Annotated in this window: 12 protein-coding genes; 6 read left to right on the forward strand and 6 right to left on the reverse strand. The window is 67.5% G+C overall.

What is annotated here, in order from left to right; genetic code table 11:
• Positions 1–18 precede the first annotated feature (18 nt).
• Positions 19–741 carry a hypothetical protein gene (locus VHP37_06340; protein HEX2825945.1) on the reverse strand — a complete coding sequence of 241 codons (723 nt, stop codon included), beginning with the start codon at positions 739–741 and terminating at the stop codon, positions 19–21.
• A gap of 112 nt (positions 742–853) precedes the next feature.
• On the opposite strand from VHP37_06340, the gene VHP37_06345 reads away from it, so the two are divergent.
• The gene (locus VHP37_06345; protein ID HEX2825946.1) at positions 854–1849 is read left to right on the forward strand and encodes a tripartite tricarboxylate transporter substrate binding protein; all 996 of its coding nucleotides are present in this window, start codon (positions 854–856) and stop codon (positions 1847–1849) included.
• A gap of 27 nt (positions 1850–1876) precedes the next feature.
• Positions 1877–2137, forward strand: a complete 261-nt coding sequence (locus VHP37_06350) for a substrate-binding domain-containing protein (protein HEX2825947.1) — start codon at positions 1877–1879, stop codon at positions 2135–2137.
• A 3-nt stretch (positions 2138–2140) separates the two neighbouring features.
• Here the strand turns inward: VHP37_06350 and VHP37_06355 are convergent, their stop codons facing one another.
• Together VHP37_06355 and VHP37_06360 are read right to left on the reverse strand one after the other, a co-directional pair.
• A complete protein-coding gene (locus VHP37_06355; protein HEX2825948.1) occupies positions 2141–3028 on the reverse strand; it encodes a TauD/TfdA family dioxygenase in 888 nt (295 codons plus the stop codon).
• Between the two features lie 2 nt (positions 3029–3030).
• Positions 3031–3408, reverse strand: coding sequence for a DOPA 4,5-dioxygenase family protein (locus VHP37_06360; protein HEX2825949.1), 378 nt, complete (start codon positions 3406–3408; stop codon positions 3031–3033).
• A 127-nt stretch (positions 3409–3535) separates the two neighbouring features.
• On the opposite strand from VHP37_06360, the gene VHP37_06365 reads away from it, so the two are divergent.
• Together VHP37_06365 and VHP37_06370 are read left to right on the forward strand one after the other, a co-directional pair.
• On the forward strand, positions 3536–4939 hold the full coding sequence (locus VHP37_06365; GenBank protein HEX2825950.1) for an MmgE/PrpD family protein: 1404 nt from the start codon (positions 3536–3538) through the stop codon (positions 4937–4939).
• Positions 4936–6321 (forward strand): M20 family metallopeptidase, encoded by a 1386-nt coding sequence (locus VHP37_06370; protein HEX2825951.1) that lies wholly within the window; start codon positions 4936–4938, stop codon positions 6319–6321. The genes VHP37_06365 and VHP37_06370 overlap by 4 nt, the downstream gene beginning before the upstream one ends.
• 65 nt (positions 6322–6386) lie before the next feature.
• On the opposite strand, the gene VHP37_06375 is transcribed toward VHP37_06370, so the two are convergent.
• From VHP37_06375 to VHP37_06385, 3 genes are all read right to left on the reverse strand, one after another.
• Positions 6387–7742, reverse strand: a complete 1356-nt coding sequence (locus VHP37_06375; protein ID HEX2825952.1) for an aspartate aminotransferase family protein — start codon at positions 7740–7742, stop codon at positions 6387–6389.
• 8 nt (positions 7743–7750) lie between these two features.
• Positions 7751–8719: a tripartite tricarboxylate transporter substrate binding protein gene (locus VHP37_06380; GenBank protein ID HEX2825953.1), complete on the reverse strand. Its 969-nt coding sequence runs from the start codon at positions 8717–8719 to the stop codon at positions 7751–7753.
• A gap of 185 nt (positions 8720–8904) precedes the next feature.
• Positions 8905–10191, reverse strand: a complete 1287-nt coding sequence (locus tag VHP37_06385) for a hydantoinase/carbamoylase family amidase (GenBank protein HEX2825954.1) — start codon at positions 10189–10191, stop codon at positions 8905–8907.
• A 40-nt stretch (positions 10192–10231) separates the two neighbouring features.
• Here VHP37_06385 and VHP37_06390 point away from each other — a divergent pair, with 40 nt between their 5' ends.
• Together VHP37_06390 and VHP37_06395 are read left to right on the forward strand one after the other, a co-directional pair.
• Complete coding sequence (locus VHP37_06390) at positions 10232–11605, forward strand: MmgE/PrpD family protein (protein HEX2825955.1); 1374 nt, start codon at positions 10232–10234, stop codon at positions 11603–11605.
• A 1-nt stretch (position 11606) separates the two neighbouring features.
• Positions 11607–12494, forward strand: coding sequence for a polysaccharide deacetylase family protein (locus tag VHP37_06395; protein ID HEX2825956.1), 888 nt, complete (start codon positions 11607–11609; stop codon positions 12492–12494).
• The last annotated feature ends 123 nt before the right edge of the window (positions 12495–12617 follow it).

Raw genomic sequence — 12617 nt, forward strand, 5'->3', positions numbered from 1 at the left:
ACTCCTCCTTGAAAAGTGTTACGGCGTCGCGAGCAGTCTTCCCCAGCCTTTGACGGGCGGCGCGATGCCCAGCGAAATGAGACGCCAGACTTCGGCGACGGGATTGGTCACGACCGGCTTGCCGAAGTCCTCTTCGAGTACGGGAACGGCGGCGAGGCTGCGCCACGCGCCGCCGGGAAGAAGCAGGCCGTCGGCGTCGGGCGCCTTGCCCATCGCTTCGCGCGCGAGCCTGAACGCGAGCCGGACACCCGCTTCGATGCTCATCTCACCCGCCTGCTTGGCCCATTGTCCGGCGCTGGTGACCGCGAGCACTTCGAATCCAGCGTGGGTCAGATAGGCGGTGAGCTTCCGGTTCAGCTCTTCGGACCAGCGGCTGGCGATCGCGATGCGCTTCATGCCGAGATGCCGCGTCGCATCGACCGACACCTCGCCGTGCGAATCGGCGGGGATGCCGGTGCGCCGGGTCGTCTCCGCGAGGAGCTCGAGCGCGCGCGGGCGGCCGAGCTGCGACGAGATCGGGAAGCCGGTCAGCGTGATGCGGTTCGCGCCTTTTTTCTTCAGCTCGTCGACGCATTCCCAGTAGCGCGTGCGGATCGCGCGGTCGACGTTCTCGGTCGTGTAGTCGGAGATGTCGAGCGGGCTCGCGACCTTGGTGACGTCCGGCGGCAGCAGCGGCTCCGGCATGGGTTGCGGACGGCTGTCGGCGCCGAGCGGCGCGATCGATCCTGCGATGAAGGTCATGCGTTCCCCCGGGCGACTTCTTGTGATCCCGATAGTAACGGCAATGCATCTTGCGGGCGCGCCAAAAAAAGCGTCTCATGGTTTCCGCTTCGCCCCGAGGAGGAGACGCATCATGTCAGCGCGCTCGCTGTTGACCGTCGTCGTTTCCGCAGTGCTCACGCTCGTGGCCGCAGCCGTGCACGCGGCACAGAGCGCCTATCCCACCAAGCCCATCCGCTTCATCATCCCGTTCCCGCCGGGCGGCTCCGCCGATCCGCTGGGACGCGCGCTCGGCGCGTGGCTCTCCGACAAGCTCGGCGTGCCGGTGGTCGCGGACAACCGGCCGGGCGCCGGCACGGCGATCGCGCACACGCTCGGCGCGAGGGCCGCGCCGGACGGCTATACGCTGCTGCTCGCCGCCGCTTCGGGCATGTCGACCAATCCCGCGGTCACGCCCAAGCTCGACTACGACCCGGTGAAGGATTTCGCGCCGGTGGGGCTCGCGGCGTACGTGCCGCAGCTTTTCGTGGTGCATCCGGCGGTTCAGGCCAAGACCATCGCCGAGCTGATCGACCTGTCGAAAGCACAGCCGGGCAAGGTCAACTTCGGCACGCCCGGCGTCGGCACGGTCGGTCATCTCACCGTCGCGTTCTTCAGCACGGTGGGGGGCGCGAAATTCACGCACGTGCCGTACAAAGGCGCGGGTCTGGCGCTGCCGGACGTGGTCGCGGGCCGCATCCAGGTCTTCGTCGGCAGCGTCACGTCGAGTCAGACCCTGGTCGCCGGAGGACGCGTGCGCGGCATCGCGACCGGCCACATCAAGCGGTTGCGCAGCATGCCCGACATGCCGACGGTCGGCGAGGCCTTCCCGGGGTTCTCCAACGACGGCTGGTACGGCATCGTCGCGCCCGTTCGCACGCCGCCGGCGGTCATCAACAAGCTCAACGCGGAGCTGCGGCGCGCGTTGGGGAACGCGGAGTTCACCAAGCACGTCGAAACGATCGGCATGGAGCCTGCCGCGGGCAACACGCCGAAAGAGCTCGGCGACTGGATCCGCAGCGAGCTCGAGCGCTGGAGCAAAGTCGTGCGTGACGCGGGTATACAGGGCCAGGCCGGAGCGGCCGGGTGAGATCCGTGGGAGCCCAGGCTCCAGAGAGTGCAGGGCGGCGCGAACGCGATGAAGGTGCTCTCGTTCGGCTATTCCGAGATCGGCCTCACCTTCGCGAGCGAGATCCACGATCCCGGCGTGGAGATCGTCGGGCCGCTGCCGCGCGAGATCTCGACGCCGACCGCGCTGGTGGGTTTCATCTCCACGCGCGCCAGGGCGCCCGAAGCGGCGAGGGCGCTGCTGAGCTATCTGTCTTCGGGCGAGGCGGCAGCGGTCTACAAGTCGGTGGGGATGGTGCCGGGCCGCTGATCGTTACGCCGCGATCGCCTGCTCGATCGTCGGTCCGTCGCCCTTGAGCGTAGTCCTGCGCACGTCGCGGGCTTCGTGCGCCGGATACGAACGTCCGCGATGCATGGTCTGGCGGTTGTCCCACATCACCAGATCGTCGACCTGCCACTTGTGCGAGTAGACGAACTCGCGCTGCGTCGCGTGCTCGGTGAGATCGCGCAGCAAGAGCCGCGCCTCGGGCAGCTCCCAGCCGATGACGATGCCGATGTGCGACGAGAGATAGATCGACTTGCGCCCCGTCCTCGCGAGCGTGCGCACCAGGCGCTGGCGCACCGGCCTGAAGCGCTCGCGCTCTTCCGGCGTGAACTCGGTGAAGCCGATCGACTCGCGCGAGTAGAGCTGCGAATGCTCGCAGACGAGGTCCTCGATCACCGCCTTGGTGTCCTCGTCCAGCGCTTCGTACGCCGCGCCCATGTGCGCGAACTCGGTGTTGCCGCCTTTGGAGGGAATGCGTACCGCGCGTAACAGCGAGTATTTCGCCGGCACTGCCTTGAACGACGAGTCGGAGTGCCAGAGCTGATTGCCGATGGCGAAGAGCCGCCGGCGATCCTGGGCGCTGTACACCTGGTTGTTGCCGTCGAGGTTCGACACGTCGGCGAAGGTCGTGGGCAGGCGGAAATCCTTGGCGGTGCGCAAGGTGTTGCGCCCGGTGTCTTCCAGCGGTCCCAACGCCTGGGTGAACGCGAGGTGCTGCTCGTTGGTCAGCGGTTGCCCGTGAAAGACGAGCACCGCGTAGCGGTCCATCGCGTGGTGGATCTCGTCGGCGTGCGAGTCGGAGAGCGGCTCGCGAAGGTCGACGCCCTCGACTTCGGCGCCGATGTGCGTGGTGAGCGGTGTGATGCGCAGCGACATGATCAGGCCTTTGCTTGTTGTGCGGTCGGCAGCAGCTCTTGCGGCAATTGCTTGCTCAGGCGCTCGAGCCTGAGCGGCACCGGGTTGCCGAGCCAGATCGCGTATTTGCTGTGGTCGTCGTAGTTGCTCGGGGTCAACGGGTGGACCAGCACGTCGAGGCCTTCGCGATTGAGCATGAGCCAGGGCACGATCTTCTGGAATTCGGGCTCCTCGAAGATCACGTTGAACTGCGGGATAGGATGCGGGCCGCGCGGGCCGTCGGCGAAGGGGCCGGGCTCGACCGCGAAGTTCGCCGCGAGCGCGTCGCGCAAGCGCTCGGCGGTCGCGCGGGTGGCGGCGTCGAAATAGACGTGGGCGTGGTAGCCCTTGAGCTCGACCATGGTGCCCTCCTGCTGAACGTGGACGTGCTGTTGGAGCGGCTTCGGCGGCGGGTCCAGTATAGCGCGCGTTGACAGCGCCTCGCTCAACTGAAACGATGCTCCGGCTAACCCTTGAGAGGAGGCAGCGATGGGCACGACTCAACGCATGGCGGCGTTCATCAGCGGCGCACGCTTCGAGGACATCCCGACACCCGCGATCAATCTCGCCAAGCTCTGCCTGCTCGACGCGGTCGGCTGCGCGATCTACGGCACGACGCGCCCGCTGGGCAGGATGATGACGAGCCTGGTCGACGAGCTCGGCGGCAAGCCGGTATCCAGAGTGGTCGGAACGGGCATCCAGACCAACGCGGTCAACGCGGCGATGGCGAACGGCACGCTCGGACACTCCGAGGACTTCGACGACTACGGCGCCGGACACCAGGCGGTGACGCTGACGCCGGTGGTGCTCGCACTCGGCGAAGAGCTGCGCGCGAGCGGCAAGCAGGCATTGCTCGCGTACGCGACCGGGTTCGACATCACCACCGCGGTGACGCAGAGCATGGGCCACGACCATTACGGCAAAGGCTGGCACAACACCTCCAGCATCGGCACGCTGGGCTCGACGGCGGCCGCGGCGAAAATGCTCGGGTTGGATGAAATGCAAACGCGCATGGCGCTGGGCATCGGCGCGACGCAAGCATCGGGCATACGCGCCAACTTCGGCACCATGACCAAGCCGTTCCATCCCGGCAACACCTGCCGCGCGGCGGTCACCGCCGCGAAGCTCGCGCAGAAAGGGTACGAGGCGAATCCGGACGTCATGGAGCATCGCTTCGGCTACGCGGCGGTGTACGGCGAGGAGATGATGAACCTTTCCAACATCCCCCGGCATCTGGGCAATCCGTGGGCGCTGATGGGCACCGGGCGCGAGGTCGCGAACGGCATCTCGATCAAGATCTGGCCGTGCTGCGGCGGCACGCACGGCGCCAACACCGCGATGACCGCGCTGCTCAGGAAGCACCCGATCAAGCCGGAAGACGTGGCGTCGGTCGACATCGTCACGACCCACGAGCCCTCGTGCATGGCGCCCAACCTGCGCTGGCCGAAGAGCGGCCTCCAGGGCAAGTTCTCCACGTGGTACACGGTGTCGTCGCTGATCGTCGACGGCGGCAAGCTCGATCTGTCGAGCTTCACCGACGACGCCGCGCGGCGGCCCGCGGTGCAGGCGCTGCTGCACAAGGTGAACGTCACGCAGGATCCCGAGACCGCAGGCCGGCCGCATCGCTCGCTCGGCGGCGCGCACTGGTGGGACGTCGTGGTGACGCTCAAGAACGGCGAGCGCCTCGTCTGCCCGCGCGTCGAGGCGAACGGCGGCCGCGGCGATTCGTACGGCTGGAACGACCGCGAAGCGGTGTTCGACAAGTTCAGGATGCTCGCGGGCAACGTGCTCAAGGCCTCGCAGGTGGATGCGGCACTGAACGCGATCATGGGCATGGAGCACGCCGCCGATGTGCGGAGCGTCGTCGACACCGTGATCCCGGCGCGCGCATGAGTCGCGAAGCAGCGGTCTCGCGCGCGACGCGACATTTCGACCAAGGCGAGTTCATCGAGGACCTGGCGCGTCGCGTCGCCATACACACCGAAAGCCAGGTCCCCGAAAGCCGTCGGCATCTGGACACCTATCTGAAGGACGAGATCGCCCCGGCGTTCGAGCGCATGGGGTTTACCGTCGACATCCTGCCGAACCCGGCGGGTGAGTTCGGGCCGATCCTGATCGCCGAGCGCATCGAGGATGCGAAGCTGCCGACGGTGCTCTCGTACGGTCACGGCGACGTGATCCGCGGCCTGGCCGAGCAGTGGCGCGAAGGGCTCTCGCCCTGGGTGCTTAAACAGGAAGGCGAGCGTTATTACGGGCGCGGCTCCGCCGACAACAAGGGCCAGCACTCGATCAACATGGCTGCGCTCGCGTGCGTGCTCGCCGAGCGCGGCAAGCTCGGCTTCAACTCGAAGTTCATCCTGGAGACCGGCGAGGAGCTGAGCTCACCCGGTTTGCGCGCGTTCTGCGAGCAGTATCGCGATCGTCTCAAAGCCGACGTGCTGATCGCGTCGGACGGCCCGCGCCTCTCCGCGGAGCGTCCGACGATCTACCTGGGCTCGCGCGGCTCGCTCAACATGAATTTCGCGGTCGAGCTGCGCGAGGGCGCACATCACTCGGGCAACTGGGGCGGGCTGCTGGCGAATCCGGGCGTGATCCTCGCGCACGCGCTCGCGAGCATCGTCACGCGCGAAGGCAAGGTGCTCGTCCGCGATCTGCTGCCGGATCGCATTCCCGATTCGGTGCGTGCGGCGCTGGCCGAGTGCGCGCCGCAGCCGGGCGAAGACGAGCCGCAGATCGACGAGTGCTGGGGCGAGCCGGGGCTGTCGCCCGCCGAGAAGGTGTACGCGTGGAACACCTTCGAGATCCTCGCGTTCCGCACCGGCAATCCGGACAACCCGGTCAACGCCATTCCGGGCAAGGCGACCGCGACCTGCCAGATCCGTTTCGTGGCAGGGTGCGATCCCCAGAGCTTCATCCCGACGATACGCCGCCATCTCGACGCGAACGGTTTCGGGATGGTGCAAGTGGGGATGGCGCGCAAGAGCTTCATGCAGGCGACGCGGCTCGACCCCGATCACGAATGGGTGCGCTGGGCCGCGGAGTCGATCCGCCGCACGCTCGGCGTGAAGCCGGCGATCCTGCCGAACATCGGCGGCTCGCTGCCCAACGACTGCTTCGCCGAAACGCTGGGCCTGCCGACGATCTGGGTGCCGCATTCCTATGCGGGATGCTCGCAGCACGCGCCCAACGAGCACGTGCTGGGCCCCATCCTGCGCGAAGGCCTGCAGATGATGACGGGGTTGTTCTGGGATCTTGCGGAAGAAAAGCCTCGGTAATCCGGGTCAGAGTCGGATTTCCGGCAAAGTGGTTTTAACCTTAAATCTGACTCTGACCCGGATTTCTAGACGGCGACAGCCGCCGACACTTCGTCCTGCACCTCTCGAATCGAGTCCGCGAGGATCTGCGCGAGCTCGTCGACTTCGGCCGCATTGATCGACAGCGGCGGCGCGACGCGCAGCACGCTGCCCTTGGCCGGCGCGATCGCGCCGCGCTTCCACGCGCGCATGTTGAGGCTGCCGACGAGCTTCGGGTTCAGCGGACGGGTGCGGTCCTTGGGATCGGTGAACTCCATCGCGACCATCAGGCCGCGCGAGCGCACTTCGCCGACGATCGGCAGGCCGCCGACGAGCTCTTCCAGCTTCGCGTGCAGCCGCGCCCCCATGCGCTCTGAGTTCTCGACGAGGTTCTCGCGCTCGATGATCGCGAGGTTCGCGAGCGCCGCCGCGCATGAGGTCGGATGGCCGCAGTACGTGCCGGCGTGCACGTTCTCTTCAAAGCTCTTCTCGTCGAACGCATCGGCGATCTTGGCGCGCGCGATCGACGCGGAGAGCGGCAGGTACCCCGAGGTGATGCCTTTCGCGAGCGACATCAGGTCGGGCACCACGTCCTCGTGCTGAACGCCGAACCATTTGCCGGTGCGGCCGAAGCCGGTGATGACTTCGTCGGCGATCATCAGCACGTCGAGGTCGTCGCAGATGTCTCGCACGCGCGCGAGCCAGCCGAGCGGCGGAATGATCGAGCCGCCCGCGGACAGCACCGGCTCGACGATCACCGCCGCGACGGTCTCGGGATCCGCCTCGCGTATCGCGTCGGCGAGCTTGTCGGCGCAGCGTCTCACCAGGTCTTCGTCGGTGCCGCTGCCGCGATTCCAGAACGGGTAGGGCACCGGCACCCGCGTGAAGCCGCTCCACTGGTAAGGCTCGTACGGCTTGGTCTGATCCGGACTGCCGCCGAAGCCGAACATGCCGATCGTGCCGCCGTGATAGCCGCCCTGCAGCGAGATGATCTTGTATTTACGCGGCCGCTTCTTCTGGAGCCAGTACTGGCGCGCGATCTGGATCGAGCGCTCGTTCGCTTCGGCGCCGCTGACGGCGAAGAACGTGTACTTCAGATCGCCCGGCGTCAGCGCCGCGAGCTTGGTCGCGAGCTCCGCCGCCGGCGGATTCGAGAACTGGCGCGTGGTCGGATAGTAGGCGAGCTTGCACGCCTGCTCGCGTATCGCGTCGGCGATCTCGGTGCGGCCGTGACCGACGTGCACGACGGCCAGGCCGGCGAAGGCGTCGAGCAGCTTTTTGCCGGTGCGCGTCCAGACGTAGACGCCTTCGCCGCGCTCGATCATGAGCTCTTCGTCGGAAAGCACAGGGTGGTCCTGCGTCTTGTGGGTCCACAGGTGCTTGATCATTTCGGAATCGTTCATTGCTTCTCCTATTCGGCCCGGATGCCGGCGCGCTGCACGACGACGCGCCACTTGTCGATCTCGGATTGAAGATACTTCGAAAACGCTTCGGGCGTGCTCGGTGTCGGCAGCGCCCCCTGCGCGGACAGAAAGTCGCGCACTTCGGGCAGGTTCAGCACGCGCCCGGTGTCGCGATTCACTTTGGTGACGATGGCCCGCGGCGTCGATGCCGGGAACAGCATGCCGTCCCAGTTGTTCGCCTCGAACCCCGGCAATGCCGCTTCGGCGATCGTCGGCAGCTCCGGCGCCATCGGCGCGCGCTCCTTCGTCGTGACCGCGAGCCCGCGGATCTTGCCGGTCTTCATGTGCGGAAGCGCGGTGACCAGCGTGGAAAAGATCGCCTGGATCTGCCCGCCGACGAGATCGATCATCGCCAGCGCGCCGCCTTTGTACGGCACGTGCGTGAGCTTGACGCCGGCCATCGAAGAGAAAAGCTCGCCCGCGAGATGTCCCGCGCCGCCGATGCCCGAGGAGCCGTAGGTGATCTGGGTGGGCCGCGCCCTGGCATACGCGATGAGCTCTTTGACGCTGGTCGCGGGCACCGAAGGATGGACGACGAGCGCGTTGAGCAGCGATACCGTGAGCGTCACCGGGGTGAAGCTCTTCAGGGGATCGTAGCCCGCCTTCTTGTAGAGGATCGGGTTGACGGCAAGCGGGCCGATCGACGTGAGCATGATGGTGTAGCCGTCCGCCGGCGCACGCGCGCCGATCTCGTGCCCGAGCATGCCGCTCGCGCCGGGACGGTTGTCCACCACCACCTGCTGGCCCCACATCGTCGTCAGATGCTGAGCCATCACGCGCGCCACGACGTCCGACGAGCCGCCGGGGGCGAAGGCGACGATCATGCGCACCGGCTTGTTTGGATACGCGGGAGGGGCGTCGGCGGCGTTGGCGATGCTTACGTTGGAGGCGAGCATGGCCGCGGTGAAGGTCAACATGGATCCCCGCCTGCGCGGGGATGACGGACTGATGTCCCGCCTGCGCGGGGATGACGAGCCACGCCGACGCGGGGATGACGAACGACCGTCATTCCCGACCCGCACACGCGGGGATGACGAACGACCGTCATTCCCGACCCGCGGCAGCGGAAGGGATCGGGAATCCATTTTCGAAGTCCCCATGATCAAGCCGTCAGAAACCGCGCAAGCAACTGCGTGCCGAGGGCGAAGTCGGCGATGTCCATCGCCTCGAACGGGTTGTGGCTGCCGTGCGCGTTGCGCACGAAGATCATCGCCGCGGGGTAGTCCGCGCGCTCGAAATCCTGCGCGTCGTGGCCGGCGCCGCTCGGCAGCGCGAGCGGCTCCAGGCCGAGCACTCGTGCTTCGCGCGCGAGCACGCCACGCAGACCTTCGTCCATCACCGACGGCTCCTGGAGATTCCATTCGCCGAGCTCGAAGCGCACGCGGCGTCGTTGGCCGATCTCGTCCGCCAATTCGCGCGTGCGCGCCATCATCGCATCGAGCGTGACCTGCGACTGGCTGCGCAGGTCGATCGTGAAGCTCGTCTCGCCGGGCACTTTGGTGAGCGCATGGGCTTTGGGGTCGGTATAGAGCTTCCCCACGGTGTACACGAGATCGCCGCCCGCGTTGCGCACCTCTTCCCATGCGAGATCGAGCCGATGGCAGAGCTCCGCGGTCGCGAGCACGGTGTCGCTGCGATATTCGTGAGGCACCGCGCCCGAGTGGGTGTACTCGCCGATGCAGCGTGCGCTGCGCAGCCGCGCCGACCCGCGGATGGCGGTGACGATGCCGACGGGATACGCGCGATTCTCGAGCACCGGACCCTGCTCGATGTGCAGCTCGACGTAGCCTGCGTAACGGCCGCGATCCAGAGCGACCCGCTGTGCAGCGATCGCATCGACATCGAATCCCGCTTCGGCGATGTGCTGAGCCAGCGTCCGCCGGCTGCGGCTGTTGACGGCGGCATGCAGCTCTTTCGCCGGCAGCATGCCGAGCGCGGCGCGGCTGCCGAGGTGGCCGTTGTGGCTGCCTTCGTACCAGCTGCTCGCTTCCTCGGCGCGGATGCCCACGACGGTGATGTCGCGCGGCGGCTGCTCGCCCGATCGCCTCAGCGCTGCCTGCACGACGATGCCGGCGATCACGCCGGCCGCGCCGTCGTAGTTGCCGCCCATGGGCACCGAGTCGAGGTGCGACCCGGTGATCCAGCCCGGCGCCGAGCGGTCGCGGCCGGGCAACGTCAGGTAGAGGTTTCCGGCGAAATCGACGCGCGTCTCGAGGTCGAGCGCTCGCGCGGTCTTGGTGAGAAGGTCGTGAGCGAGCTGCTCGCCGGCGCCGTAGGACTCGCGGCTCACGCCCGCGCCGTCGGCGGTCTCCTTGCGCAGGGTGTCGAAAAGCTCGACCGCGAGCGGCATCGCGGCGTCGACAGCCGCGCGCAGTGTGGACGCGTCCATGAGGGTAAGATTAACCCAACCCGGAAGAGGAGGAAGCGCCATGAACGAACCCGTCCCGCACGCGATCACCGAGATCCACCACGAGCTCACGGTCAAGCTCATCGAGCACACGCGGGAAGCGACCGCGGGCGAGCTGCCGGCCGACGTGAGCGAGCTCGCGAGGCAATGCGTGCTCGACTGGATCGGCGTCGCCATCGGCGGCTGCGACGATCACCTGCCGCACATCCTGCTCGAGGAAGCTCGAGCCGAAGGCGGCGAGCCTGTCGCAACGGTCGTCGGTCATGCCGCACGCGTGACGGCGTCACAGGCCGCGCTCATCAACGGCGCGTCCTCGCACGTGCTGGATTACGACGACGTCAACCTGAGCCTGAACGGCCATCCCAGCGCCGCGATCCTGCCGGGGCTGCTGGCGCTCGCCGAAAGCCGGGGCGCGTCGGGCCGCGAGCTGATCGCAGCCTTCGTCAATGGTTACGAGCTCGGCGCGCGCGTCGGCCTGCTGGTGGCGCCCGGCCACTATGCGCGCGGCTATCACGCGACGTGCACCGTCGGCTCGCTCGGTGCGGCCGCGGCGTGCGCCCGGCTGCTCGGGCTGGACGTCGAGCGCACCGCGCACGCGGTGGGCATCGCCGCGACGCAGGCCGGCGGACTGAAGTCGATGTTCGGCACCGAGTGCAAACCGTTCCACGCCGGCGTCGCCGCGCACAACGGGCTGCGCGCGGCGCGGCTTGCCGCGGCCGGCATGATCGCGCGCGGCGACATCCTCGAATGCCGCCAGGGTTTCGCGGCGGTGATGAGCCCCGATTTCCATCCGGAGACCGCGCTGGCCGATCCCGCGCGCTTCTATCTTCGCGACAATCTCTTCAAGTACCACGCGTCGTGCTACGGCACGCACGCCTCGATCGAAGGCGTGCGGCAGCTGCGCGAGAAGAACGGGCTGCGACCGCAGGACGTCGAGCGCGTGAAGCTGAGAGTCGACAAAGGTGCGGACGCGATGTGCAACATCCCGAACCCCCGCACCGCGCTGGAAGCGAAGTTCTCCTTACGCTTCATGACGGCGGCGGCGCTGGCGGGCGAGGATACGTCCGACCTCGGGTTCTTTACCGACGAGCGCACCGCCGAGCCCGCGCTGTGTGCGCTGCGGGACAAGGTCTCGGTCGATTTCGCGACCGACCGCCCGAAGATGGTGGCCGACGTGGTCGTCGAGACCAAGGACGGCCGCACGCTGCGCGCGACCCTGGATTCCGGCGTCCCGGGGAACGACGTCGCGGAGCAGGGCCGGCGGCTCGTCGCCAAGTTCGAGCGCCTCGTCGAGCCTGCGCTGGGAAGCGAGCGCTGCGCGAAGCTGAAGCGCCTCGTCCAGGACCTCGAGCGCACGCCGGTGGCCGAGCTCATGGCGGCGTGCGGCAAGGTCTGAGATGCAACCCGCAGACTACGGTCCGTTTCGGTACAGTCCGATCAACCGCCGAGAAAAGTGGCGCTGGCCCAACGGCGCGCAGCTCGCGATCTGGATCATCCCCAACCTCGAATTCTTTTCGCTGAAGACGCCGCTCGCGGGACATCCGTGGGAGAAGGCGAGTGACCACAAAGCGCCGAGCGTGCGGGCGTGGGGCCAGCGCGACTACGGCAACCGCGTGGGCATCTTCAGGATGATGGACGTGCTCGACAGGCACGGCATACGCGCGACCGCCGCGACCAACACCGATATCTGCGACTTCCATCCCGAGATCATCGAGGACGCGGTCAGGCTCGGCTGGGAATTCATCGGGCACAACAAGACGAACAGCACGCGGCTGACCGCGCTGGAGGCGGGGCAGGAACGCGCGCTCATCCGTCAGTGCACGCAGCGCCTCACGCAGGCGGCGGGCAAGCGCCCGGTCGGCTGGCTCGGCTCGGGCCTCGCCGAGACGTGGAACACGCTCGATTACCTGGCCGAGGAAGGCTATCTCTACGTCTCGGACTGGGTGAACGACGACCAGCCGTACCGCATGAACGCCGGTGACAAGGAGCTCGTCTACCTGCCGTACTCCTACGAGGTCAACGACTCGGGCCAGGTCCACTATCGCTTTGCGACCGGCGACGAGTTCGGCCAGATCGTCCGCAACACCTTCGATGTGCTGTACGCGGAAGGCGCCGATTCGGCGCGCGTGATGGCGATCTGCCTGCATCCCTTCATGACCGGCGTGCCGCATCGCATCGGCGCGCTCGACAAGGCGCTCGCCTATATCAAAGGCCACGACCGCGTGTGGTTCGCGACGGGCGAGGAGATCGTGCGCGCTTACAGAGAGTCGAAGGCTTCGATCTGAAGCGTCACGACGGGGTATCGCCGGCGAGTATCAGTCGGACCGCGGGGTCGGGCTCCTCGATCATGCGTGCGATGACGAGGTGACGCTGGTCCCATGGCGGTCTCGCAGGCTCCCGAGCGCCCG

Source organism: Burkholderiales bacterium, from assembly GCA_036262035.1.
Classification (GTDB): Bacteria; Pseudomonadota; Gammaproteobacteria; order Burkholderiales; family SG8-41; genus JAQGMV01.

Bases quoted from the DNA above. Each gene is read 5' to 3' on its own strand.
- VHP37_06365 (HEX2825950.1), top strand. From the start codon at position 3,536: ATGGGCACGACTCAACGCATGGCGGCGTTCATCAGCGGCGCACGCTTC.
- VHP37_06380 (HEX2825953.1), bottom strand. From the start codon at position 8,719: ATGTTGACCTTCACCGCGGCCATGCTCGCCTCCAACGTAAGCATCGCC.
- VHP37_06355 (HEX2825948.1), bottom strand. From the start codon at position 3,028: ATGTCGCTGCGCATCACACCGCTCACCACGCACATCGGCGCCGAAGTC.
- VHP37_06395 (HEX2825956.1), top strand. From the start codon at position 11,607: ATGCAACCCGCAGACTACGGTCCGTTTCGGTACAGTCCGATCAACCGC.
- VHP37_06390 (HEX2825955.1), top strand. From the start codon at position 10,232: ATGAACGAACCCGTCCCGCACGCGATCACCGAGATCCACCACGAGCTC.
- VHP37_06340 (HEX2825945.1), bottom strand. From the start codon at position 741: ATGACCTTCATCGCAGGATCGATCGCGCCGCTCGGCGCCGACAGCCGT.
- VHP37_06345 (HEX2825946.1), top strand. From the start codon at position 854: ATGTCAGCGCGCTCGCTGTTGACCGTCGTCGTTTCCGCAGTGCTCACG.
- VHP37_06385 (HEX2825954.1), bottom strand. From the start codon at position 10,191: ATGGACGCGTCCACACTGCGCGCGGCTGTCGACGCCGCGATGCCGCTC.
- VHP37_06375 (HEX2825952.1), bottom strand. From the start codon at position 7,742: ATGAACGATTCCGAAATGATCAAGCACCTGTGGACCCACAAGACGCAG.
- VHP37_06360 (HEX2825949.1), bottom strand. From the start codon at position 3,408: ATGGTCGAGCTCAAGGGCTACCACGCCCACGTCTATTTCGACGCCGCC.
- VHP37_06370 (HEX2825951.1), top strand. From the start codon at position 4,936: ATGAGTCGCGAAGCAGCGGTCTCGCGCGCGACGCGACATTTCGACCAA.